Origin of the sequence: Psychromonas sp. CD1 (assembly GCF_002239585.1) — a bacterium.
Classification (GTDB): Bacteria; Pseudomonadota; Gammaproteobacteria; order Enterobacterales; family Psychromonadaceae; genus Psychromonas.
In genome coordinates, this window is record NZ_NDFH01000003.1 from 853,249 (window position 1) to 875,135 (window position 21,887).

A 21,887-nucleotide genomic window follows, 5' to 3' on the forward strand; every position below is an offset into this window, starting at 1 on the left:
TTCCTTATAATTTCGGTGCCAAGGTAATACTAAATTGACGGAATTGAGAAGCTATTTGAGTATTTTGAGGTATTGGTAACATTTTGGCTTTTAAAGTTGCTCGGCGCGCGGATTGACACACTCTTCTATCCCCAGAAACAACATCCACTTTAATAACTAAACCATCAGGGGCTAAGCTAATATTCAAACGACAAAGTTTACCTTTCATACTCGGCTCTATTTGCCAATTACGACTAATTTTATCTTCAATTAAATTTTTGTACTTTTCTATTTCAGAAAGTTCCTTTGCATTTTTCGCTTGCGAAAACGCATCAGAAAATTCAGCTTCCATGGCTTTATCTAATTCAGCTTGACGTAAGCGCTCTTTTTCCGCAGCTGCAACTTTTGCAATGCTAGCTAAACGTTGCTTTTCTTTTACTTTAACAAGTCGTTTTACTTCAGCTACACGTTTTTGTTCTTTTATATCTGCAACACGCTTAACTTCAGCAACACGTTTGGCCTCTTTTACTGCTTTTTGTTGCACGACTTGCGCATCATAAATACGTTTTTTCTCTATTTTAGCCTCTTCAATTTTACGTTTTTCTTGAGCTGTTTTTTGTGCCAAAAGTTGCTCTTTTTTTCTTTTTTTACGTAATTTTTCAGCGACTATTTGTTGTTTTCTTTGCCTTTCTTTACGGATAAGTTCAGACTTTCTATTTGCTAAATCTAGCAATAATTCCGGATTTACCATCGTTGCATTTATTATTATTTTTTGTGGCTTAGGCTTTTCTTTCGGTAATGTGTAATTTGCCCCAATAATAAGCACTCCTACAACAATAAGATGTAACGCTAACGCACTAACAAAAGCAATATTATTACAATCATTTTTCTTCATTATTAGGCTCGGTCATTAAACCAATGGAAGCGACTCCGGATGTTTGTAGTAACACCATCAACTCCATAACTTTTTTATACGGCACAGATCCATCACCTTTAATCACAAACTGAGTACTGGGTTCACGGCGAATTTCAGCACGCACTAATGCCTGTAATTCATCTTCATTTAAAGAACGATTTGAACTGCCTCCGGTGCTTAAATAATACAAACCTTGCTTATCAATTGATGCCACTACAGGCAGTTTACTATCTACAGGAAGAGGCGCTGAAGTCGCTTGTGGCAAATCGACTTTTACACCTAACGTCACCGACGTAGCTGTTGCCATAAAAATAATTAATAAGACTAACATCACGTCAATATAAGGCACTACATTGATCTCTGAAACAATACGGCGCCTAGTTCTACGATAAGGATAATGCATTTTAGTTACTCACTTTCAGTCATTGCTTGGCGATGTAAAATAGAGGTAAACTCTTCCATTAAATTTATATATGCTGTTTCTAAACTCATCATCTTTGCGGTATAACGGTTATAAGCCATTACAGCAGGTATGGCGGCAAAAAGTCCCATTGCTGTTGCGATTAACGCCTCAGCAATCCCCGGCGCAACCATCGCCAATGTAGCTTGTTGTACCTGACCTAACGCCATAAAGGCGTTCATTATTCCCCATACCGTACCAAACAAACCAATATAAGGACTAATTGAGCCAATTGTTGCTAAGGCCGAAAGCCCTTCTTCCAACTCTTCAACCTCTCGAGATAAAACAACTCGCATGCTACGATGCGCACCTTCTACCACAGAGTCAACGTTACGTCCTGGCATAAGATGTAATCGCGAAAATTCTTTAAAACCCTGAAAGAATATTTTTTCTCCACCACTAATTCGCTCACTACGCGCGACTGTTTCTTGATATAAGCGACTTAAATCATGCCCAGACCAAAAGCGTTTTTCAAAATGTTTTAACGCTTCATGTGCTAATTTAAGGACTCTTGCTCTAGAAAAAATTAGTGTCCAAGAGTACACCGACATTGCCAATAATAACAACATCACAAATTTAACGAGAAGACTTGCTTGTAAAAATAGGCCTAGAATAGATATTTCAGCTTGCACGGGATATAACCTCTATTATTTTTGTTGGGATCGCTATCGCTTTCATTTTTTGTAAATTAACACACGCAATAAGAGTCGTTGCTTGGCAAATAAGTTCCCCTTGTGGATTAAATATTTTTTGTAAAAAAATTAAACTCGCTTTACGATAACTTTTAATTTGAGTTTGTACACTTAATAACTGATTAAAACGTGCTGATTTCATAAAATCAACGTCTACTTTTTTAACCATAAATGCAATGTTTTGTACCAATAAAACATCTTGTTCGATATGCATGTCACGTAGATACTCTGTTCTTCCTCGTTCAAAGTACTTAAGGTAATTAGCATAATAGACAACACCACCAGCATCGGTATCTTCATAATAAACTCGAACCGTTATCATCGACATTAATCCATCACTTTTTTAGCATTAAAATTGATGAGCTACGTTACTATAAATCCTTGTTTTTGTCGAATAATGGCCTTTGTTAATACGAACATAATGTTTGATAAAAAAGAGCTTATATAAGCTCTTTTTTATCAAACATTATGTTCGTATTATACACTCATAAGAATGACGTAATACGCGACGCGATAAAACTAAATAATATTACCCAAGAAAAATACGGAGAAAAAAGTATTTTCCAAAGCCAAAATATCGGATTAAAACCAATACCATGAATAAAAGCAGCACTTAATGCCAGCATTAACAAACTCAAATAACCATGATCAAGCTGATCTATACTTTGCGCAATATGTCCCGGATTAACAGTTAATACCACACTCAAAAAAAGCGCTAATATCATTGAGATTATACGAGCAATAGTGAAATTAAACGGCTTGTGAACAAAATCAATAAGTACATTAACTTTATCCATTATCAGCTCTCTTCTTGTAAGAGTTCTATTGCTAGTTTTTCTTTCACTTCTTTGTCTTCTGCTTGATCAAACCATAAACCATTAATGATACCAAATGCACTCGCCAACAACACACCTAAAAACCATACAAAATACCACATAATATTCTCCTAATTAATACGATGACTGCTGAGATTTAGCCATAAATTCTTTGCCGATACGACCAAACATTTTAAAATAACCCCAAGAGGTATACAAAAGAATAATCGGTAAAAATATCGCTGCAGTAATACTCATAATATTAAGTGTTAACTCACTTGACGTTGCATCCCAAACAGTAAAACTAATATTGGGATCTATGCTAGATGATAAAATAAAAGGAAAAGTACTCACAGCAAAAGTTGAGAGCACAGCCACTTGCATTAAACTCGTGGTGAAAAATGCCCAACCACAACGATTATACTTACTGGCGAGTGCCGCAAGTAATGGGAATAATAAACCAAGTAACGGTGCCAGCATCGTAACCGGATACTTCTCATAGTTTAATAGCCAGCCACCCGCTTGTAACTCTACTGTTTTAAGGAATGGATTTGAGGGACCACTTAAATCCCCGATAGAGGTTAGTACATAGCCATTTAATCCATAGGCAACCCATAATCCCGCAATAGCAAAAAGAATTGTTGCAACAGGACCTAACACCATGGTGATTCGTCGTGCACGTGCACGTAAATCGCCTTCAGTTTTCATTTGCAACCACGTTGACCCCTGTAATACAAATAGCACTAAACTAAACACTCCCACTAATAATGAAAATGGATTAAATAAATCTAAGAATCCACCTTTATATTGTGATTGTAAAAATTCATTTAGAACATAAGGTACACCTTCTAATAAATTAGCAAAAGCGACACCAAATACAATAGGGGGAATCGTACTTCCCGCAAAAATGGCCCAATCCCATGAATATCTCCAACGAGGATCTTCTATTTTATTGCGGTATTCCAAACCAACAGGGCGGAAAAACAAAGCAAAAAGCGTAAGCATCATTGCGACATAAAAGCCCGAAAATGCCGTAGCATAAACGCTTGGCCAAGCTGCAAATATTGCAGCCGCACCGGTGACTAACCAAACTTGATTGCCCTCCCAATGTGGCGCAATAGTTCTGAGCATAATACGGCGTTCTTCATCTTTTTTGGTGATAAAAGGAAGAAGTGTACCGACTCCCATATCAAAACCATCAGTGATAACAAACCCAATCAATAAAACACTGATCAAAACCCACCAGATCATTCGTAACGTTTCATATTCAAACATAATCTTCTCCTATTCTAGTGGTTGTCGACTATTTTGTTTTCTAATTGTTCAAAATGGTATTTTCCAGTATTCAAGCTACTTGGACCCATGCGTGAAAACTTAAACATTAAAAATATTTCAATGACCAATAACACAAGATAGAACGTTGCAATCGATATAATACTAAATAACACTTGATTGCTACTTACACTTGAAACACCCATATGCGTTGGTAAAATTTCTGCAATTGCCCAAGGTTGACGACCATACTCAGCGACAAACCAACCCGATTCAATAGCGATCCAAGGTAGAGGAAGACCATATAAACAAAGACGATGGAAAAATTTACTGTGCCCGATACGATTACGCGCAGATTGATAAAAGGCAAACAAGAAAATACCTAATAATGCAATACCAGCGCCGACCATAATACGGAAAGCAAAAAACATGGGAGCAACACCAGGAATACTATCATCGGTGGCTTGTTGTATTTGAGCCTCCGTTGCATCCACGACATTAGGAGCATATTTTTTAAGTAATAATCCATAACCCAAATCGATTTTAACCTTTTCAAATGCTGCAACAGTTTGATCTGAAGTATCACCTGAACGTAATTGCTCTAATAAACCATAAGCTATCATGCCATTACGAATGCGTTCTTTATGGCTTTTCATTAGATCTTTTAAACCAATCACTTGTTTATCTAAAGACCGTGTTGCTATCAAACCTAATGCATAAGGAATTTTAATTGCATAATCGGTTCGTTGTTCTGCTTGGTTTGGAATACCTATTAACGTAAAAGACGCAGGGGCTTCTTGTGTATCCCACTCTGATTCAATCGCCGCTAATTTAGACTTTTGCACATCACCAACTTCATAACCACTTTCATCGCCTAAAACAAGCGTTGAAATAATACCGGCCAAACCAAAGGCGGCTGCAATAGCAAAAGAGCGTTTAGCAAAACTAAGATCTCGCCCTTTTAATAAATAATAAGAGCTAATCGCAAGGACAAACATAGCTCCCGCCACATAACTACCTGCAACAGTATGTACAAATTTAACTTGTGCTACTGGATTTAATATCAAATCAACAAAACTCGTCATTTCCATACGCATGGTGACATAGTTAAACTCTGCCCCTACAGGATTTTGCATCCAGCCATTAGCAATTAAGATCCATAATGCCGACATACTTGAGCCAATCGCAACTAACCAAGTAGCCATTAAATGTTGCAGTTTACTTAAACGGTCCCAACCAAAGAAGAATAGACCAACAAAAGTAGATTCTAAGAAGAATGCCATCATGCCTTCAATTGCAAGTGGCGCACCAAAAATATCTCCGACATAATGTGAATAATAAGCCCAGTTTGTACCAAACTGAAACTCCATTGTTAAGCCCGTTGTGACGCCTAATGCAAAATTAATACCAAACAATTTACCCCAAAATTGCGTCATATCTTTATACACTTCTTTCTTCGTCATTACATATAATGATTCCATTACGGCAAGCATCCAAGCAAGACCGAGTGTTAATGGCACGAATAAAAAGTGATACATAGCTGTCATCGCAAATTGAAAGCGCGATAGATCAACGATATCATCCATTGTTTTCTCCTAATATTATAAAATTAAATTAGTTTTTCTATTTATCATCTATCTGTTGCACTTCACCAAAAATATGATCTGCATTAAAAGGCACAGGATCAGAAAAATAAAAATATTGTATCGTAAAAAGAACCATCAGTTTAAAGATCAGAATAACGGCTATTTCACGAACAAGTGGAATAGAAAAAATCCCTTGCTTGGGAAATAATTTATTTAACATCTTTTGCTCCAATAAGCCTTATCATTAAAAAATGATTATTAATAGTAACAGCACCGAAGATCCCTTAAATTTCATAGCTTCGTGCTAATATTCAGCATACTTATACTCTTCAATCTGATCTAGATCAATTTTAATTTTAACTTATTTGCAAACTTAAGTCTGTGAAAGAAATACCACTTCCATCCTAAATGTTAAAATATAAAATAAAAGGTATCTTAAATGTAAAGTATAATAATGAAATGTAAAATAAAAAACAATCGATGACTCGACATTTAATGAAAATAAATATAAAAGATTTGCCTTTAAAAAGTCAAGGCAGAACAAAGCCAAAATGCTTGTACGTGCGCGGTGTTGCTATGCGCCCTCTAGGTGTGCGTTGCAAGAAACCTTTTTGGATAAGATATGGCTCAAGTACATCTTCAATTGTTTCTTTTTCTTCTCCAATTGCAGCCGCTAGATTATCTAAACCCACAGGTCCACCCTGAAATGTATCTAAAATAGCCAATAGTAGTTTTCTATCCATATAGTCAAAACCTTGTTCATCAACCTCGAGCATATCTAATGCTTGATTTGCAATTTTATAATTAATAACAGATTCTTTTTTTACTTGAGCATAATCACGCACACGACGTAATAAACGGTTTGCTATTCGTGGCGTGCCACGTGAACGCTTTGCTATTTCCGTCGCACCTGAAAGGTCTAAATTTAATTTAAAGTGTTTACTACTGCGCATCACTATTTTAGTTAAAGGAATAAGCTCGTAATACTCAAGGCGCTGCACTATACCAAAACGATCTCGCAAAGGAGAAGTTAACGATCCAGCTCGAGTTGTTGCACCAATAAGCGTAAAAGCTGGAAGATCTAACTTAATAGAGCGTGCGGCAGGTCCCTCTCCAATCATAATATCAAGCTGATAATCTTCCATTGCTGGATATAAAATTTCTTCAACAACGGGACTTAGACGATGGATTTCATCAATAAATAGAACATCGTTTTCTTCTAAATTAGTCAGTAAGGCGGCTAAATCACCCGCTTTTTCTAAAATAGGTCCGGATGTCGTCTTAATATTTACTTTTAATTCATTAGCAACAATATGAGATAATGTCGTTTTACCTAACCCTGGAGGCCCATAGATAAGTAAATGATCTAACGCTTCACCACGTTGACGCGCAGCTTCAATGAAAATTTCCATTTGTATATTAACTTGTGGCTGGCCCTCATAATCTGCTAACAATTTAGGTCGAATAGCACGATCAGCAAAACTATCATCATTTTTTTCAACAGCCGAAATAAGGCGATCTTCTTCAATCATTTTTATACCATACTTTTAAGAGCACAACGGATAAGATCCTCACACCCCATACCAACACTATAAACTTGTCGAATACATTTTTCCGCCATTGCAGGCTTATAACCTAAGGCTAATAACGCACTGACAGCTTCATTTTTCGCATTATTTTTATTTAATGTTAGAGCTAAGCCACTCGGCGAATCCGTTGTATCAGCTTGCGGGCTCAACAGATCTGCTCCCACCCATTTTTTTAATCTATCTTTCATTTCAACAACTAAACGTTCTGCGGTTTTTTTGCCCACACCAGGTAGTTTAACTAATTGACTAACAGCTTCACCTCTAATACATAAAACAAATTCATTCGCTGACATGCCAGATAAAATAGCTAACGCTAATTTAGGTCCCACACCATTGACTTTAATTAAAAGACGAAACATCGCCCGCTCATGTTTATCTGCAAAACCGTACAAAAGTTGTGCATCTTCACGCACAACGAAATGCGTATATATGATAGCTTCTTGACCGACTTCAGGTAGTGGATAAAAAGAACTCATAGGTAATTGAATTTCATAACCAACCCCAGCAACATCTAATAAAACCTCAGGGGGTTGTTTCTCTAATAATATGCCACGTAATCGTCCAATCATATTTATGTCCTTAAAAAAATAATAACAATACATTATAAAAAACAACTGAGTTTATATCCAGCGCTATTTATATAGCTATTATAAAAATGTATTGTCAATAGCAACTCTAAATACTTCTATTTTAAGAAGTAAACTTAGACTCGCTCAAGAGGTAAATGATGTCTGCAACTGCTAAATTAATTTCTGGTTACCAACGGTTTAGAAATGAATATTACCCAAAGAATAAAGAAAATCTTTTAAAACTTTCTGAGGATGGCCAATCACCCAAAGTGGTTATTATTGCTTGCTCTGATTCCAGAGTTGACCCCACCCTTATTCTCGATTGTGATCCCGGAGAATTATTTGTTATTCGTAATGTCGCGAATCTTGTTCCACCTTGTGAAGATAACGATAATGATAACTTTCACGGAACCAGTGCAGCCCTTGAATTTGCCGTAACAAAATTAAACGTTGAAAGTATTATTGTTTTAGGACATACCCAATGTGGCGGGATTAAAGCTTTAATGGATAATAGTAATGAAGATATACATAGCAGTTTTATCGCTAAATGGATGCAACAGTTAGAACATGTACGCGATGTCATCAACAACAGTCAACAATATACAGATCAGACGAGTCGCTATGACTGTTGTGAAAAAAAAGGGATCCAGCAATCACTAGAGAATTTAATGACGTTTCCTTGGGTCGCAGAACGAGTTAAATCGGGTACATTAACTTTGCATGGCTGGCGTTATAATTTAAAAACATCTGAACTTTGCGCATTAGATAATACAAGTGGTCAATTTTCTAAAGTTTCTTAGATAAAATAGTGCATCTAAATATTGTCATTGGTGCGCTAAATAACCCACAATTTCTTGCATATCCAAATTAAAATCCGATGCTCGTACGCATTTTACAATTAGCTCATTCTCTGACGTTGATAAATCAATGTTTTTTTCTGATGAAAACATTTTCTCGGTTAAATCATAAAAAACTTTCACATGAGGGCGAATAGAATCATCTTTATTTTTACTTGCCACAATGGCTAAACGATTAGAGTTGAGTTTTACAATCGCGCCGATCGGATATATTCCCATGCATAAAATAAATTTATCCACTAATACTTTATCTAAATGATTAATTTTACCCAAATCACGTAAAATATTAAAGGCTTGTACTTGAGCCATATCTTCTTTATATATGCGCGTTGATGTCAGCGCATCAAAGATGTCACAAATTGCAATCATACGTCCAAAAAAAGAAATTTGATCTTCTTTTAATGCATTAGGGTAACCATTACCGTTAAGTTTTTCATGGTGTAATGCGACAACCTCTATACTCAGCGCATCAATATTCGCAATATATTTAACAATATCAATCGATATACTGAGCATGCTTTTTCATAAAAACAAATTCTGCATCCGTAAATCCCCCTGGCTTATTCAGTATCTCATTCGCTAGTTTTATTTTCCCAATATCATGTAAAAACGCACCAACAGCGAGCTTTCTCACTGTTTTTTTCTTTATCTTTAAATAAGACGCAAATAAAATGATTAAAAATGACACCGCTACTGAATGCTCTAATAAATATTCATTTTTATTCCGTAAATTGAGTACACAAGATAATGCATCAGGATTCTTAAATATAAGATCAATCGATTCATCCGTAATACGATTAACCGCTTTTAAATCTACTGAATTACCCTTGCCGGCTTCATAATGTATTTTCTTTTGAATAACTTTAGATTCATCAAAAACACGTTGTGCCACAAAAATATCTTTTAAAAAGAGAGATTTTCTTTCTTTAAAATAAGAATTTACATAACTCGTATCAATCCGAATGCGTTCAACACCTCGTTTCGGTAAATTTACAATTGTTTTTTACTTTTTTATAAATCCACTTTCCCGTAACAAAAATTTACCTTTAGGCTCCATAATTGCGACTAAATACATACCAACATGTAAATCTGAGATGACCAGATCAACTAACATATAAAGTTCCTATCCTCCTGTTTTTTTTACAGAAAAAACTTACATTGGCATATCAGGTTTTAAAAAACGGTGCTAATAAGCACCGTTTAAAAAATAAAAATGACAGGTTAGTCTTTGTTTTATTTTAATATTGCTATATTTAACTCTTTAAGTGCACTCGGACTCGCATAACCAGGTGCATTGGTTAACGGACATGCCGCTGAAGAGGTTTTAGGAAAAGCAATAACTTCACGAATAGAGCTTGTTTTTGTCATTAACATAACAATACGATCTAATCCAAATGCAAGCCCTGCATGTGGAGGCGCACCATATTTAAGCGCTTCGAGTAAGAAACCAAATTTATCTTTAGCTTCTGCATCACTAATATTTAAAATACGGAAAATAGCAGCTTGCATCTCTTCTTTATGGATCCGCACAGAACCACCACCTAATTCACAACCATTTAAAACCATATCATATGCATTTGAGATAGCATCAATAGGATTAGCTTCTAGTTCTTGTGCAGTTAAATTAATAGGCGATGTAAATGGGTGATGTAATGGCGTTAAAGTGCCGTCGTCAAGAGCTTCAAACATCGGAAAATCAACAACCCAAAGAGGTTTCCACTCTGATCCAATTAAATCTAGATCTTCAGCAACTTTAAGACGTAACGCTCCCATCGCTTCCGTCACTATTTTTTCTTTATCTGCACCAAAGAAAATAATATCTCCATCTTTTGCTTGAGTACGTGTTAATAAAGCATGCACAATATCAGTAGAAAGAAATTTAGCGACAGGCGACTGTATACCGTCAATGCCCTTGCTCACATCATTCACTTTCATCCATGCCATACCTTTGGCGCCATAAATTTTAACAAACGTAGTATAATCATCAATTTTTTTACGTGACAATTTTGCACCGCCTGGAACACAAATCAGTGCAACGCGACTATCGGCATCATTGGCAGGTATAGAAAAAACGTTAAACTCAACATCCTTTAACAAATCAGCGACGTCAATTAATTCAAAATCGATACGTAAATCTGGCTTATCCGAGCCGAAACGACGCATCGCTTCGCTATATGTCATTTTTGGAAAGGTACCTAAATCAACATCTAACATTTTTTTGAAAAGTTTAACAATCATCTCTTCCATTGTCTGCATTACTTCTGTTGCAGACATAAAAGAGGTTTCAATATCAATCTGCGTAAATTCAGGTTGACGATCGGCACGTAAATCCTCATCGCGGAAACATTTCACGATCTGATAATATTTATCTAACCCAGACATCATTAATAATTGTTTAAAGAGTTGAGGAGATTGTGGCAACGCAAAAAATTGTCCTTTATAAGTACGACTTGGCACTAAATAATCACGGGCACCTTCAGGTGTTGCTTTGGTTAATATCGGAGTCTCAACTTCTATAAAGCCATCTTCTTCTAAAAATCGACGAACAAAACTACTGACTTTTGCACGGAAGCGCAAACGATTTGTCATTTCTGGTCGACGTAAATCAAGATAACGATAACGTAAGCGCTGCTCTTCTGAATTGTTTTGATTTCCATCTAAAGGAATTGGCTCTGAACGATTTAATATCTCAATTTCAAGACCACAAATTTCAATCGCTCCTGTACGCATATTTTTATTCACTTGCCCACTTGGGCGAGCACGTACTTGCCCCTTAATTTGAATACAATATTCATTACGTACTGATGTAGCTATTGCGGTAGCAGCTGGCGTATCACCATCAAAAAACACTTGCACTATCCCTTCTCGATCACGCAGATCTAAAAATGTCACACCGCCTAGATCGCGTTGCTTATTAATCCAACCTACTAATTTTACCTCTTGACCAATGACAGCTTCCGTCACTTCACCACAATACATAGTGCGCATTCTTGATTCCTGTTTTAAATAGATAACAAATAATTCTACTCAGTATAAAAGAAAATTAACATGACCGCTAAATAAAAACTGACCATCTCAACTATTTTAAGTAAAATATGCGCACAACTAAGGTTAGAGATGAGATTATGTATAATACAGACAATATTTATAGCAAAGCAGTGAAGAATATCAGCGGATTCACCTTTGATGAGCAAGTTGCACAAGTTTTCCCCGATATGATCAAGCGCTCTGTACCCGGATATGAAAAAATTATTCAAACGATAGCAATGATAACTAAACGTTGTGCGCTCAATAATAGTAACCTTTATGATTTAGGTTGTTCTCTTGGCGCAGCCACTCTTTCTATGCGAAGTGCATTAAAAGAAACAACAGGTTGTCAAATTATTGCAGTTGATAATTCTACCGCGATGGTCAAACGTTGTGGTGAAACCATTGAAGCTTATCGCTCAGAGATCCCAGTACAAATTATAAATGATGATATCTGTAATATTCAAATTGAAAATGCATCTGTGGTTGTCTTAAATTTCACCTTACAATTTTTATCCACTGACAAACGTTTAGAATTACTAAGTAATATTTATCAAGGTCTACTACCAGGTGGCGTTCTGGTTCTTTCAGAAAAATTCATCTTTAAGGATGATGTCACCCACCAGCTATTAATCGATTTACACTTGGATTTTAAACGTCAGCACGGTTATAGTGATCTTGAAATTAGCCAAAAACGCTCATCACTAGAAAACGTTTTAATAGCAGAAACAGTTACAGAACACTGTCAACGTTTACAAAAGGCAGGTTTTAAACATAATAACTTATGGTTTCAATGTTTTAACTTCGGATCCATTATTAGTATAAAAGAAAAAATATGATTGATTTCACACCTTTTTATAGTTGCATTGCCAAAAATCGCTTAAGCCACTGGTTGCGCACTCTGCCCTCTCAATTACATGAATGGGAAAATACACATGTCAATAAAAAACTCGCAGGTTGGATACGTGTTTTAAATAGATTACCCAAAATTCACACTGAACATATTGAGCTAAAAAAGCAGATCAAAATAGGCAAAGCCAATCTCCTTAGTCCTGGTGAATGTAAGAAAATCGAAAATCTTCTACAAAAATTTCATCCTTGGCGCAAAGGCCCTTTTGATATTCATGGTATCCATATTGATACAGAGTGGCGCAGTGATTGGAAATGGGATCGAGTATTACCCCATATAAGCTCATTAAAATATCGTTATGTATTAGATGTCGGGTGCGGAAGTGGTTATCACATGTGGCGGATGCGCGGGGCTGGCGCTAAATTTGTGGTTGGCATTGATCCCAGCGATCTTTTTTTATGTCAATTTGAAGCCATTAGACATTTTGCAAATAATGATCAACAAGTACATTTATTACCTTTAGGCATTCAACAGTTACCTAAATTAGAAGCCTTTGATAGTGTTTTTTCAATGGGCGTTTTATATCATCGAAAATCACCAATAGATCATATCATACAACTACAAGATCAACTCGTTGCAGGTGGTGAGCTTATCCTTGAAACCTTAGTGATTGTAGGCACCAAAAATGATGTGTTAGTACCTGAAGATAGATATGCCAAAATGCGTAATATCTGGTTTATACCTAGTGCACTCGCATTAAAATTATGGGTGGAAAAATGTGGATTTGAAAATGTAAGAATCGTCGATATAAATGATACTTTAACCGGAGAGCAACGTAGTACAGCATGGATGACCAATGAATCACTCGCAGATTATTTAGATCCTAATGATCCAACTAAAACAATTGAAGGACATCCAGCTCCTAAAAGAGCCCTTTTAATTGCGACAAAATCCATTAAACCTTTAAATTAAAAAAAGGCTTCTATAATACGAAGCCTATTTATCCGCCTACACAGAGCGAAACTTCTCTGCTAAGCTTAGTTTGCGGGATCTGGTAGAGGCAGTGCCAGCTTGCATGCCTGCAGGTCGACGATTCACAAAAAAATGCTCTGTTGCCGTTCTCTGCTTCTATTTCATCTAAGCATGTGAATACTATGCCGTGCCTTTCAGCATAACCCTTAGCATCTCCGCCCGTATCGGCTGGATCGAATGAAGAAATCTTTGCACCTCTTGGCTCAATACCAAGTTTAATATGTGCATCAATACACGCATCGAACCATTCCGCAATTATTACGCTTGACTCAACATCGTCTATGAAGTCACCAAGCCAGATATGGTTAAACCTAGCTTTGCTCATGCGTTTGCTTTCCATCTTTTCTTTGTCCTTTTTATACTCACCTAGCAATGATTCATCATGTTCAAACCAAGGGTTATCTTGAAAGCCCACTTTGATAATTAAATGATAATCATCTTCATAGTATCCATCCCGATCTATTTCAGCTTGAAAGGGTATTATAAACTCTTGGCTCATTGCATCAGATGACGATTCATTATTCCAAAGATACCAAAGTTCAGCGCCGGGCGTGTCTCGTAATGTAGGCCCCAAAGTATCTATTGTTGATTGTTTAGTTCGAGCGGCTTCTTCCATCAGAAAAAACTTGTAATTGCTCGCACCTTTCATATCTATAATGTTCCCCATTCCGCCAAAGGTGAACACTCCGCCAGTCTTGTGACGTATCTCCCAATGTGATGGAACCGGTAAGAACCCTTTCAAGCTCAAGTCTTTAATTGACTTGTTTATCCCTGCATATATGGACTCTTTAAGCGACTTCATTCTTTCTCGTAACACGTAAACTTTAGAGCCACAGGAATTGATCTCACCCGACATTATGTCTTGCGCAAACCTTGACTTTGTACCAGCTCTCCCACCGAACATGCACTTATATTTTTTGTGCTTTAGTATCATCGGCTCAAGTTTTTCAATCAAATAAAATAGTGGGCTCTTCATCAGTAGCAATCATGTTACCGATAGTTCCTTTCCATTTTTCTTAATAAAGTGCGGTACTTTTTCACCATCACTATGTCACCTCTATCACACGCCGTAAATGCTAGGCTCAGGCCTTTCTGAAGCTGCTTTTGCATCCGCTCACTCCTAGCTAATTCTTTAGCCATGCGCTAAGCCAATTCGAACACCGTAAACGCGAATTAGTTGCTATTATGCTACAACACGCCAACAAAATGGTAACATTGAACGATAATGAGACAAATAATGATTTACAAAAAACGATTAAATAAAATATTAATTGCCTTAAGTATTACCCTTAGTGCATCACAAGTCAGTGCTGCAGGTTTTCAACTCAATGCACAATCGGCCACGGGTTTAGGCCGTGCTTTCGCCGGAGATGCTGTTATTGCCGATAATGCTTCCGTTGCATCACGTAATGCAGCCGCCATGGCTCTCTTTGATAGCACAGCCCTATCAATGGGCGTTAATGTAATACAAACTGATATTAATGTCAGTAATGGAAAATATAGTCCTTTTGGAGAACCTGGAATCGATTCAAATTATGACAACGCCGGTGACATCTCTATTGCGCCAAATTTCCATTTGATAGTGCCCCTCAATGATAAATTTGCATTAGGTATGAGTTTATACTCTAATTTTGCCACACGAAGCGAATTTGATAGCTCTTTTAAGGGGACCGAATATGGCGGATTAACCGATGTTAAAAGCATCAATTTAGCCTTATTAGCGTCATATCGCATCAACTCTCAATGGAGTATTGGAGGCGGGCTAGATATTATTTATGGAATGGGTAAGTTACAAAGAAATTTTAGCGATTCTTATAGGCCACTTTTATCGGGTAAAAGAATATTAGATGCAGATACAGCAGGAATTGGCCTTGGCTTTAACGTTGGCACCGTATTTGAACTCGATAAAAATAATCGGTTTGGTTTGTCGTACCATTACAGCCCTCGACTACACACCAAAGGTGATGTTTTTTTCCTAGAAGATAAGAGAAATGCAAATGCAATTGATGATACCTTATATCTATCACTCCCTGACATGGCGGAATTTTCAGGTTATCATCGCCTACAAGGTTCTAAATTTGCCGTCCATTATAGCGTACAATGGATAGGCTGGTCTTCTTTTGAATCTTTAGACTCAGCAGCTCATGGCACTCTAAAAGAATACAATTGGAAAGATACTTATCATGTCGCCCTCGGCACCACTTACTATTTAAATAAAGATTGGACACTACGTGCAGGTTATATGCATGATTTAAGTGCACAAGATAAAGTAACGTCTATTTCAGTACCAGACTCAAATCGTCAATGGTTTTCAGCTGGCTTTACTTACCAACTAAATGAAAATAGTAATATTGATTTCGGCACGACTTATTTATTGGGTCAAGACGTAGAAGTAACCGAGCACTTAGGCCCATCTAAAATCAGTGCAACAACACATGCAGATGCAATTTTAATGGCAATGCAATACAGCTATGTTTTTTAAAAATAGGGCTTGCCTCTATTAAACTAAAAAAGCACCGTTTAATACGGTGCTTTTTAGTAACACGAATACTTAATATCTGATCACTTAAGTGAAACAACCTTACCCAAAGATTTTATCACTTCTCTTTTTTTCCATTGAAAATAAACACAAGGTAAAATAAGTAGCGTAAGTAGCACCGCGCTTAACATACCGCCAATCATTGGCGCTGCGATACGTTGCATAATTTCAGAGCCAGCACCTTCTGCATACATGATAGGTACAAGCCCCATCACGACAGTTGCAACCGTCATCATCACAGGTCTAACTCGTAATCCGGCACCTTGCATTACAGCATCGCGCAAATCATTGACATTGAAATTATACAGACGTTGCTTTTTCTTCGCATCTAAAGACTGATTTAAATAAAGTAACATAATGATCCCAATTTCAATCGAGACTCCCGCTAAAGCAATAAATCCAACACCTACTGCGATAGAAAAATTATAATCAAGTAAGAACATTAACCAAATCCCCCCCATTAGTGCAAAGGGCAATGTCGCTAAAATTAATAATACCTCTCCCACTCGGCGAAAGGCTAAATAAAGCAACATAATAATTATCAACACCGTCACGGGGATAACCTTCATTAAACGTGCATTGGCTTGTTGCATATACTCATATTGACCCGACCACGTTAAGGTGTAACCTGCAGGTAACGTTAATTCTTTATCTACTCTCATTTTTGCTTCTTGCACATATGAGCCGATGTCTCTATTTTCAATATCCACATAAACCCAACCATTAAGACGCGCATTTTCAGTCTTTATCATCGCAGGGCCGGCTTCAACATATACCTCTGCAATATCTTGCAAACTAATGGTTATTTTTTTCTGAGTGACTATCGGTAGGTTTTTTAAGGCCATTAACGAATCTCTATATGCATTGATATAACGTAAGTTAATAGGGTAACGCTCTAAGCCTTCCACACTTTGCGTGATATCCTGTCCGCCGATAGCAATGCTTATTAATTGCTGTATTTCTGCAATGTTAAGCCCATAGCGCGCCGCCTTTTTACGATCTATATCGATTTTAATATACCGCCCAGCACTAACTCGCTCCGCATAAACAGACGTAGTGCCCGATACATCTTTTAAGATATTCTCCAGTTTTTGACCTATTTTCTCTATTTCAGCTAAATTATCACCTGAAATTTTCACGCCTAATGGTGTTTTTATACCAGTTGCCAACATGTCTATGCGCGCTTTTATCGGCATTACCCAAGCATTTCTTAAACCAGGAAATTGAATTAAATTATTGAGTTCTTTCTTTAATTTGTCCTTGGTCATACCCGGCCTCCATGTACTCTTAGGATTAAACTGAATCACCGTTTCTATCATGGTTAATGGAGCGGGATCTGTTGCAGTATCCGCCCTTCCAATTTTTCCCCAAACGGTTTTAACTTCCGGCACGGTTTTTATTAATTTATCCGTTTGCTGTAAAAGTTGTCGCGCTTTACCTATTGATATGCCCGGATAAGTACTTGGCATATACATTAAATCACCCTCATCAAGTGGAGGAATAAACTCACTACCTATTTTAGTTACAGGATAAAACCCAATCACTAACAATAGTAATGCCAGAGACATTAATACTTTAGGATACCTTAAACTAAAACTGAGCACCGGTTTATACAAAGCAACCACCCATCTGTTTATTGGGTTTTTATGTTCAGCTAAAACTTTCCCTCTAATAAAATAGCCCATCAAAACAGGGATCAGCGTAATAGCTAAACCTGCAGAGGCTGCCATTGCATAGGTTTTTGTAAACGCTAACGGTGCAAACATTTTCCCTGACTGTCCTTGCAGAGCAAAAACGGGTAAAAAACTACAAGTAATGATAAGTAACGAGAAAAATAATGCGGGGCCAACTTCAGAGGCGGCTTTACTTATCACCTGCCAACGATTTTTATCGGTTAATGGTTTTTTTTCTAAATGTTTATGTACATTTTCAATCATAACAATTGCCCCATCTACCATTGCCCCAATCGCTATCGCAATACCTCCTAAGGACATAATATTGGCACTGATCCCTTGCCATGACATGATGATGAAAGCGCAAAAAATCCCAATGGGCAAACTAAATAAAACAACCAATGCAGATCTAAAATGGAATAAAAAAACAGCACAAACTAAAGTCACTACAATAAATTCTTCTAATAATTTGTTGTATAAATTATCGACCGCCGCATTAATTAATTCAGAACGGTCATAAGTCGGTATGATTTCCACGCCATTAGGTAGGCCTTTTTGTAATTGTTTTAATTTTTCTTTTAACGCTTTTATCACACCCTGTGCATTTTCGCCAAAACGCATCACAACAATGCCACTGACGACCTCACCCTCTCCATTTAATTCACTAATACCTCTACGCATTTGTGGACCAATACGAATATCCGCTAAATCACCCAATAATAACGGTGTTCCCTTAGTGCCAACTTTTAAAGGGATCAATTTTAAATCCTCTAAAGATGAAATATACCCTGAAATACGCAGCATATATTCGCCTTCACCCATTTCTAAAACACTGGCACCCGACTCTTGATTCGCATTTTTAATGGCTTGCTTTATTTGCAATAAAGAGATGTTATAAGCTCGTAATTTATTGGGATCTATACGCACTTGGTATTGCTTTACCATACCGCCGACACTGGCAACTTCTGAAACACCCGGAACTGTTTGCAATTCAAACTTCAAATACCAATCTTGTAGACTTCGCAATTCACTTAAATCATGTTGGCCACTTTTATCAACTAATGCATAACTAAAAACCCACCCAACTCCCGTAGCATCTGGTCCTAATGCTGAGCGAGCTTGTGCTGGTAATGTGGCGGTAACCTGTGATAGATATTCTAAAACACGAGATCTAGCCCAGTACATATCCGTGCCATCTTTAAAAATAATATAGACATAAGAATCACCTAAAAAAGAATAACCGCGTACAACTTTTGCCCCCGGCACGCTTAACATCGCTGTCGTCAATGGATAAGTAACTTGATCTTCAACGACTTGTGGCGATTGCCCAGGATATGTCGTTTTTATAATCACTTGTACATCAGAAAGATCAGGGATAGCATCTATTGGTGTTTTTTGTAAACTAAAAATACCATAAAAAACAATGAATAACGCACACAACAAAACCAAAATTCGATTTTTTATTGACCAGTTTATTATTTTACCTATCATAATTTCACCTGTTGAATTTGTGTGTTCCAAAAACTTTTCTCTAATTCAGGTAGGGATTTATTCTGCATAGGCTTAACGGCTTGCATACGCTCAAGTTCAGCGCCAATATTAGATTCACTGTCTAACAAAAATTGTGCAGAAGTAACAATTCTATCCCCTTCGCGCAGGCCAGATAGCACTTCAACTTTATTTTGACTTTGCACACCCAAGGTAACAAATACCGATTTAAATTTACCACCTCCTAGTGCTTTAACGACTCGCGCATTATTCTCTGCATAAATAATGGCTTGCTGCGTTATAAACAAACGTTTCCCTTGCATCATCGGAGTTAAACTTATCGACGCAAACATATTAGGTTTCAATTTATTATCAGAATTTTTGAATTTTAAGCGAATACGTAAACTTCGATTGCTTACACTCATTTCAGGATAAATAAAATCAACCTTTCCAAGCCACTCTTTACCTGGAAAATACGTTAACGTCATTGACGCAGGAACACCGAGTTTAATATAAGCAACTTGAGCTGAAAAAATTTCGACGTCAACCCATATAGAATCTAAATTAACCGCTTTTATCACTGTCATAGATGGTGATATAAAGGCACCTTTATTCACTTTTAATTCTAAAATCGTACCTTTTTGTGGCGCAAAAAACGTAATGCTTTTCTGCACGTTTCCTGTTTTAATAATGTCATTTATTTGTGCATCACTCACGCCTAATGCCTCTAGGCGTATTTTAGAAGCGTTGATTAACGTATCATTATTTAAATCAATAGAATTAAATAATGACTCCTGTGCTTTGACTAATTCTGGGGAATAAATAGCATATAATTTTTGTCCTTTATCAACCGAAATACCCTCTGATTTCACATACAACTTTTCAATCCATCCCGACACTCGACTATTAATTTGCCACTGTGCATCTTTGTTCGCAACAATTGTGCCAAAACCATTAATTGCGAGTTCCATTTTTTCTTTTTTTAATAAAGCAGAACGAACACCGAGACTATTTTCTACCTGAGGTGATATTTGTATTTCGCCTACTGGTAAGGCTTTATCACTTTTACGATACACAGGTACCAAATCCATGCCCATTGGTGATTTCCCAGGTTTATCTCTACGATAATTAGCATCCATCGGTGCGACCCAATACAGAGCCTCTGATTTAACATTCTCAGAAGAGCTTACTGAAGACGTGAAGATTTTAGTGTTTTCAAACACCAAGAAACCAATAATAATAGTGCTTAGTAATACAATGATATAACGCATAATATGTCCTTAGATTGCTTGAAAATAACGAATGTTGATCAGGCTTTGTAAGCCATCAAAATAAAGCTTTTGATATTCCAGAGAAAGATCCAGATCCTTGATGTATGCTTTGATAACATCTTTAAACGGACGTGTTTTTGACTGATAACTTTTTTCTAAAATCTCGATTCGTCTTTGGGATTGTTTTAGCAATGTGCTTTTATAATGAAGTTGCCGGTCTAACAATTGCTGATAACCACTAATTGCATTACTGAGGGATATATTGAGTTGACGCAATAACAAGAAATATTCTTCTTGCTTCTTTCCTTGCATTTGTTGCGCAGAAATCACTTGTTGATCTTGCTTCTGAGTACTAAATATAGGCATATCAAAAACAAGCGATGCACTCAACAAATCACTCCGCCGTTGACCATCATCCATTAAAGATAAGCGATGTCCATATCCCAACTCCACTTTAAAACTCGGCTTATAACTTTGTTGAGCCAGTGAAATATCATTCCGAGCGAGTGTTATTTGTTGGCTTAGTATTTTAGCTTGCGGATGTTTTGCTAATAACGCATAGTGCGTCGATTTGAGCCTTTGAGTACGCTTAATATAATCCTTTGTCTCTGACCAAATAGGCAAACTTTTATCGAAAGGCACAAATGCTTGAGCGCCAATCCATTCACTCAATAACGTGCGATAATTTAATAAACTTTGCCGAAGTACTGCTAATTTCTCATCCGACTTAGAGAGTTCGATCTCAGATTCAATCACATCTTCATTATCTAAAAGACCTAATGAAAATTGACTCTGTAAATCACGATATAAGCTTGCAAAATAAGTTTTTTGTTGCTCAACCATTAATGTCGACTTTTCAATAAAGAGTATTTTAAACCAGAGAGAACGAACTGTTTTTTTTACTTGTAAGCGGCGCTCTTGTGCACTAAAAAGCGCAGATTCTGATTCTAAATTAAAACTTTTTTTACGGATTTGTAGCGAGTCACCACGACTAAATTGCTGACTAATGCCTAATGTTAATTGCGACATAGGATCGTTATCTAAAGAGAGACTCTCCGTGTCTAAATTAGCAATGCCTAGTTTTATCATTGGATCGCTTAACGTTGCACTATTTTTACCCTGCGCAATTAAAGCAAGGCGTTGATGTTGATACATCTTATTGGCAGGATCTCTTTGCAATGCAATGTCAATTGCTTGTACAAGTGTGACTGATTTAGCCCAAGCACTCGCACTAAAAAGAAAAAGCACAATTATTAATATTTTTTTCATATG

General features: G+C 36.8%; 22 protein-coding genes. 4 read left to right on the top strand and 18 right to left on the bottom strand.

Annotated elements, in window-relative coordinates:
* Positions 1-4: 4 nt before the first annotated feature.
* The 11 genes from tolA to ruvA all read right to left on the bottom strand — a co-directional run bounded on the left by tolA (position 5) and on the right by ruvA (position 7,878).
* On the bottom strand, positions 5-874 hold the full coding sequence (gene tolA / locus B8W84_RS05440) for a cell envelope integrity protein TolA (protein ID WP_094752266.1): 870 nt from the start codon (positions 872-874) through the stop codon (positions 5-7).
* Complete coding sequence (tolR, locus tag B8W84_RS05445; protein ID WP_094752267.1) at positions 861-1,298, bottom strand: protein TolR; 438 nt, start codon at positions 1,296-1,298, stop codon at positions 861-863. Before tolR ends, tolA begins: the two co-directional genes overlap by 14 nt.
* A 5-nt stretch (positions 1,299-1,303) precedes the next feature.
* The gene (gene tolQ, locus B8W84_RS05450; RefSeq protein ID WP_094752268.1) at positions 1,304-1,987 is read right to left on the bottom strand and encodes a protein TolQ; all 684 of its coding nucleotides are present in this window, start codon (positions 1,985-1,987) and stop codon (positions 1,304-1,306) included.
* Positions 1,977-2,375 carry a tol-pal system-associated acyl-CoA thioesterase gene (ybgC, locus tag B8W84_RS05455; protein ID WP_094752269.1) on the bottom strand — a complete coding sequence of 133 codons (399 nt, stop codon included), beginning with the start codon at positions 2,373-2,375 and terminating at the stop codon, positions 1,977-1,979. The genes tolQ and ybgC overlap by 11 nt, the downstream gene beginning before the upstream one ends.
* A 157-nt stretch (positions 2,376-2,532) precedes the next feature.
* The gene (locus B8W84_RS05460) at positions 2,533-2,844 is read right to left on the bottom strand and encodes a cyd operon YbgE family protein (protein WP_094752270.1); all 312 of its coding nucleotides are present in this window, start codon (positions 2,842-2,844) and stop codon (positions 2,533-2,535) included.
* 2 nt (positions 2,845-2,846) lie between these two features.
* Complete coding sequence (gene cydX / locus B8W84_RS05465) at positions 2,847-2,984, bottom strand: cytochrome bd-I oxidase subunit CydX (protein WP_094752271.1); 138 nt, start codon at positions 2,982-2,984, stop codon at positions 2,847-2,849.
* 13 nt (positions 2,985-2,997) lie between these two features.
* Positions 2,998-4,137 carry a cytochrome d ubiquinol oxidase subunit II gene (gene cydB / locus B8W84_RS05470; protein ID WP_094752272.1) on the bottom strand — a complete coding sequence of 380 codons (1,140 nt, stop codon included), beginning with the start codon at positions 4,135-4,137 and terminating at the stop codon, positions 2,998-3,000.
* Positions 4,138-4,151: 14 nt separating this feature from the next.
* Complete coding sequence (locus tag B8W84_RS05475) at positions 4,152-5,720, bottom strand: cytochrome ubiquinol oxidase subunit I (RefSeq protein ID WP_094752273.1); 1,569 nt, start codon at positions 5,718-5,720, stop codon at positions 4,152-4,154.
* Positions 5,721-5,757: 37 nt separating this feature from the next.
* On the bottom strand, positions 5,758-5,940 hold the full coding sequence (gene cydP, locus B8W84_RS05480) for a cytochrome oxidase putative small subunit CydP (RefSeq protein ID WP_094752274.1): 183 nt from the start codon (positions 5,938-5,940) through the stop codon (positions 5,758-5,760).
* Positions 5,941-6,250: 310 nt separating this feature from the next.
* Positions 6,251-7,252, bottom strand: a complete 1,002-nt coding sequence (ruvB, locus tag B8W84_RS05485; RefSeq protein ID WP_094752275.1) for a Holliday junction branch migration DNA helicase RuvB — start codon at positions 7,250-7,252, stop codon at positions 6,251-6,253.
* A 2-nt stretch (positions 7,253-7,254) separates the two neighbouring features.
* Positions 7,255-7,878, bottom strand: a complete 624-nt coding sequence (ruvA, locus tag B8W84_RS05490) for a Holliday junction branch migration protein RuvA (RefSeq protein WP_094752276.1) — start codon at positions 7,876-7,878, stop codon at positions 7,255-7,257.
* 155 nt (positions 7,879-8,033) lie between these two features.
* Between ruvA and B8W84_RS05495 the strand changes: the two genes are divergently transcribed.
* A complete protein-coding gene (locus tag B8W84_RS05495) occupies positions 8,034-8,678 on the top strand; it encodes a carbonic anhydrase (protein WP_257797918.1) in 645 nt (214 codons plus the stop codon).
* A 24-nt stretch (positions 8,679-8,702) separates the two neighbouring features.
* Here B8W84_RS05495 and B8W84_RS08195 read toward each other — a convergent pair whose 3' ends face one another.
* From B8W84_RS08195 to aspS, 3 genes are all read right to left on the bottom strand, one after another.
* A complete protein-coding gene (locus B8W84_RS08195; RefSeq protein ID WP_308292999.1) occupies positions 8,703-9,251 on the bottom strand; it encodes an HD-GYP domain-containing protein in 549 nt (182 codons plus the stop codon).
* Positions 9,232-9,627 carry an HD-GYP domain-containing protein gene (locus B8W84_RS08200; protein ID WP_308293000.1) on the bottom strand — a complete coding sequence of 132 codons (396 nt, stop codon included), beginning with the start codon at positions 9,625-9,627 and terminating at the stop codon, positions 9,232-9,234. The genes B8W84_RS08195 and B8W84_RS08200 overlap by 20 nt, the downstream gene beginning before the upstream one ends.
* A 341-nt stretch (positions 9,628-9,968) precedes the next feature.
* Positions 9,969-11,723: an aspartate--tRNA ligase gene (gene aspS / locus B8W84_RS05505; protein WP_094752278.1), complete on the bottom strand. Its 1,755-nt coding sequence runs from the start codon at positions 11,721-11,723 to the stop codon at positions 9,969-9,971.
* 134 nt (positions 11,724-11,857) lie between these two features.
* On the opposite strand from aspS, the gene cmoA reads away from it, so the two are divergent.
* Positions 11,858-12,601: a carboxy-S-adenosyl-L-methionine synthase CmoA gene (gene cmoA, locus B8W84_RS05510; protein WP_219349784.1), complete on the top strand. Its 744-nt coding sequence runs from the start codon at positions 11,858-11,860 to the stop codon at positions 12,599-12,601.
* Positions 12,598-13,584, top strand: coding sequence for a tRNA 5-methoxyuridine(34)/uridine 5-oxyacetic acid(34) synthase CmoB (gene cmoB / locus B8W84_RS05515; protein ID WP_094752280.1), 987 nt, complete (start codon positions 12,598-12,600; stop codon positions 13,582-13,584). Before cmoA ends, cmoB begins: the two co-directional genes overlap by 4 nt.
* Before the next feature lie 28 nt (positions 13,585-13,612).
* Here the strand turns inward: cmoB and B8W84_RS05520 are convergent, their stop codons facing one another.
* Entirely contained in the window at positions 13,613-14,620 is a 1,008-nt protein-coding gene (locus B8W84_RS05520; RefSeq protein WP_094752281.1) for a phage terminase large subunit, read from the bottom strand.
* A 261-nt stretch (positions 14,621-14,881) separates the two neighbouring features.
* Between B8W84_RS05520 and B8W84_RS05525 the strand changes: the two genes are divergently transcribed.
* The gene (locus B8W84_RS05525) at positions 14,882-16,126 is read left to right on the top strand and encodes an outer membrane protein transport protein (protein WP_094752282.1); all 1,245 of its coding nucleotides are present in this window, start codon (positions 14,882-14,884) and stop codon (positions 16,124-16,126) included.
* 80 nt (positions 16,127-16,206) lie between these two features.
* On the opposite strand, the gene B8W84_RS05530 is transcribed toward B8W84_RS05525, so the two are convergent.
* From B8W84_RS05530 to B8W84_RS05540, 3 genes are read right to left on the bottom strand one after another with little or no spacing between them, the layout of a single operon-like run.
* A complete protein-coding gene (locus B8W84_RS05530) occupies positions 16,207-19,347 on the bottom strand; it encodes an efflux RND transporter permease subunit (RefSeq protein ID WP_094752283.1) in 3,141 nt (1,046 codons plus the stop codon).
* Positions 19,344-20,615, bottom strand: a complete 1,272-nt coding sequence (locus tag B8W84_RS05535; RefSeq protein ID WP_094752284.1) for an efflux RND transporter periplasmic adaptor subunit — start codon at positions 20,613-20,615, stop codon at positions 19,344-19,346. Before B8W84_RS05535 ends, B8W84_RS05530 begins: the two co-directional genes overlap by 4 nt.
* Positions 20,616-20,624: 9 nt before the next feature.
* Positions 20,625-21,884, bottom strand: coding sequence for a TolC family protein (locus B8W84_RS05540; protein ID WP_094752285.1), 1,260 nt, complete (start codon positions 21,882-21,884; stop codon positions 20,625-20,627).
* Positions 21,885-21,887: the final 3 nt, after the last annotated feature.